The organism is Methylobacter sp. (genome assembly GCF_023227905.1).
Lineage (GTDB): Bacteria > Pseudomonadota > Gammaproteobacteria > Methylococcales > Methylomonadaceae > Methylobacter_A.
Window position 1 is genome coordinate 1 of record NZ_JALOCF010000118.1, and the last position, 2,942, is coordinate 2,942.

General features: G+C 40.4%; 3 protein-coding genes and 1 pseudogene. All 4 read left to right on the forward strand.

Annotation, left to right across the window (positions count from 1 at the left end; translation table 11 throughout):
- Positions 1-313: pseudogene (locus M0R47_RS21550) on the forward strand (MFS transporter); the annotation flags it as partial.
- 70 nt (positions 314-383) lie between these two features.
- Complete coding sequence (locus M0R47_RS21555) at positions 384-1,838, forward strand: AAA family ATPase (RefSeq protein WP_292558413.1); 1,455 nt, start codon at positions 384-386, stop codon at positions 1,836-1,838.
- Positions 1,839-2,345, forward strand: a complete 507-nt coding sequence (locus tag M0R47_RS21560) for a hypothetical protein (RefSeq protein WP_292558414.1) — start codon at positions 1,839-1,841, stop codon at positions 2,343-2,345.
- Between the two features lie 138 nt (positions 2,346-2,483).
- Positions 2,484-2,906: a DUF4260 domain-containing protein gene (locus M0R47_RS21565; protein ID WP_292558415.1), complete on the forward strand. Its 423-nt coding sequence runs from the start codon at positions 2,484-2,486 to the stop codon at positions 2,904-2,906.
- Positions 2,907-2,942: the final 36 nt, after the last annotated feature.

Sequence of the window (2,942 nt, forward strand, 5' to 3'; positions counted from 1 at the left end):
GATGCTGGAAAGCGGCTCGCCGTTGATGATTACCGCTTTCTTATCATTGGAGCTATTCCTGATGGGAGCCACCTTCGCGCCGATGGGAGCTTTGCTGCCAGAGCTGTTCCCCTCCGAGGTACGCTATACCGGAGCGGGAACCGCCTACAACTTAGGCGGCATACTGGGTGCTTCGTTTGCGCCCTATATCGCGCAACGGCTGGTCGCCGAGGGAGGACTGGCCTGGGTCGGAGGCTATGTCTCATTGGCTGCGGCTATCAGCCTGCTTGCTGTGTACATGATGCGGGAAACTCGGGATAATCGGTGGTCGTAGAGACAGTAGCAAAAATGATCTTCATAAAGGATCAATGGCTGAATCGTTGTATAACGCACAGGAGTAAATTATGAATTATTGGTTAGTTCGCGCAAAATGGGGCGGAGTAGAAAATAAAAAAGCGGAATTTATCAATAATGATGAATGGATAAACGGCTACACAGACAAATACTTGGACATTGTCAATCGAGTGCAAGTTGAAGATGTTTTATTGTTGGCTGAAGATTCAACTATTACCCATTACGGAATATGCAGTGAAAACTATCAAGATGGCAGACACTTGATAGTTGATAAATGGATACTGTTAAAAGAGCCTATCAGCTTTCCTGCAAGAGGGGCTTATATAAAAACGATTATGAAGGTGAATGACGAGGATTTAATAAATTCCATTAAGCATGAAATTGATAAAACGCTGATAAGCAATGAAACCAAGATCAAAGCTATTTCAATAGAAAACTTTACGGTATTTGACAAAGAAGATTTAGCGTTTTCGGATGGATTGAATATTGTTGTCGGTGAAAATGGCACAGGAAAAAGCCATTTGCTTAAATTGCTTTATGCTTTGCTTGTAAGCATCAACCGCATCGACTATGCCAGCATAAATCGCCTACCTCATTCCGACTTAAAGCGTTTCGAAAAAGAAATGGACATCATTAGCAGCATATCGAACACAGTTGACGCAAGCTTGATGGCGGTTTTCAAATCGGAAGCATTAGATAGTTTAATTAGCTACGATAAAAATCGATGTGATATTCACATAAATTTAGATACGTGTCAGATTAGATTTCGCATAATAAAATCTGATATGTCAGATTATCCGGCAGAATACGCTCATGTCGATATTGAAGAACAAAACTTAGTAACAGACTTTTTTGAAAAAAGTTGTGTTTTTATCCCAGCAAAAGAAATGCTCTCATTTTATGAAGGCTTTGTGTCTTTATATGAGAATAGAGAAACCTCTTTTGACGAAATATATTACAACTTGGCAAAAGTATTAAGCCTGCCTGCTTTAAAAAATATCCAATCCTACCCCGTAGAAACTCAGCTGTTAGCCAAGCTGGAAGAAATATTGGAAGGAAAAATAGTATTGGAACGCGGCAGGTTTTATTTAGCATTCAATAACGGACATAAAACCGAAATTGCCCTAGTTGCAGAAGGCTTGCGAAAAATAGCCACGATTGCCCAACTGATTGCCAATGGTTCATTAACTAAAAACAGTATTCTTTTTTGGGATGAGCCGGAAGCAAATTTAAATCCTAAGTTAATCAAGAAAATGGCAGAAGTGCTAGTTGAACTTAGCCGAGCCGGGATGCAGCTATTTATTGCAACGCACAGCTTATTTCTAGTGAAGGAAATAGAGATTTTAAGAAGCAAAGACGATAAGCTTAAGTACTTTGGCTTGGGCTTTATCGGACAGGCCATTAGGGTAAGCCAGAGTGATGATTTTGAAGGTTTGGATGATATAGTAATTTTGGATGAAGAGCTTGAACAAGATGATAGATTTTTAAGCAAGAAGGAAGATTAAATGCTGGTTGATATTCAGGAAGGCAATCTGTCCTTTCGCTTTGAGTTCGACGCAATAAAATTTGATGATAGCCAATATTACCGTGATCATTTTTTCAAAATTCAAAACGGTATTCGTGCGGTTGATATTGTGGCGGTTAATAGTAGTACTGCTTATTTAATTGAAATAAAAGATTATCGACATCCGGAGACCAAAAATTTAAAACCCAATAAGTTAATCGAAGTTATTGTGAATAAGGTAATTTCAACTTTGTCCGCTATCTTGCCCATGAAAAATAATGCCAATATTAGCGAAGAAAAAAGTATTGCGGGAAGTTTTTCCAAAACATCCCAAATAAAAGTTGTATTACATATTGAAACGCCGCCACCGAGGCGTACATTAGAGCAATCCTGTTATAACGTCCAAAAAATACAAGCAGAGTTAAGAAGAAAATTAAAACCAATTGATGCACATGCAACAATTGTTTCCAAAAAAAACCTAAAAGGTTTGCCTTGGACGGTAGAATAGCTACAGAATGTAGGCGGTGAGTTTACGACCCGCATCGCTCGCAAGTGATGCGCTTTATTGCGTTCAGTACATCCTACCAATCTATTGTTATATATTCGACTCAATGAAAACAATCACACAATAAATTAAGGAGATCGTATGTCTGGTGAAACTACTGGTGCTGTGCGTGTCGTGCTTCGGCTTGAGGGATTATGTGTACTTATTGCGGCTTCCGTCGCCTACTCTAAATTCGGCCTTGGCTGGGGTACGTTCGCGCTGTTTTTTCTTACGCCGGATATTTCTTTTTTCGGTTATCTCGCAGGTCCCAAGGTTGGCGCCATTAGCTATAATTTAGCGCACTCCTATATCGGGGCTGTTACTTGTCTTGGGGCGGGTGTTGTTTTTCCTGCTCCGACTATTCTTTGTATCGGCCTCATCTGGTGCGCTCATATCGGTTTTGATCGCGCACTCGGTTATGGACTCAAGTATCCGGATGGCTTTGGCTTTACTCATCTTGGTCGGATCGGACGGTTTCCTGCGATGATGTCCAACACTGAGGTTAACCAGGACTCTGAGCGATAATGTCCATCTGTATAAAAACAATAAACTACATGAATT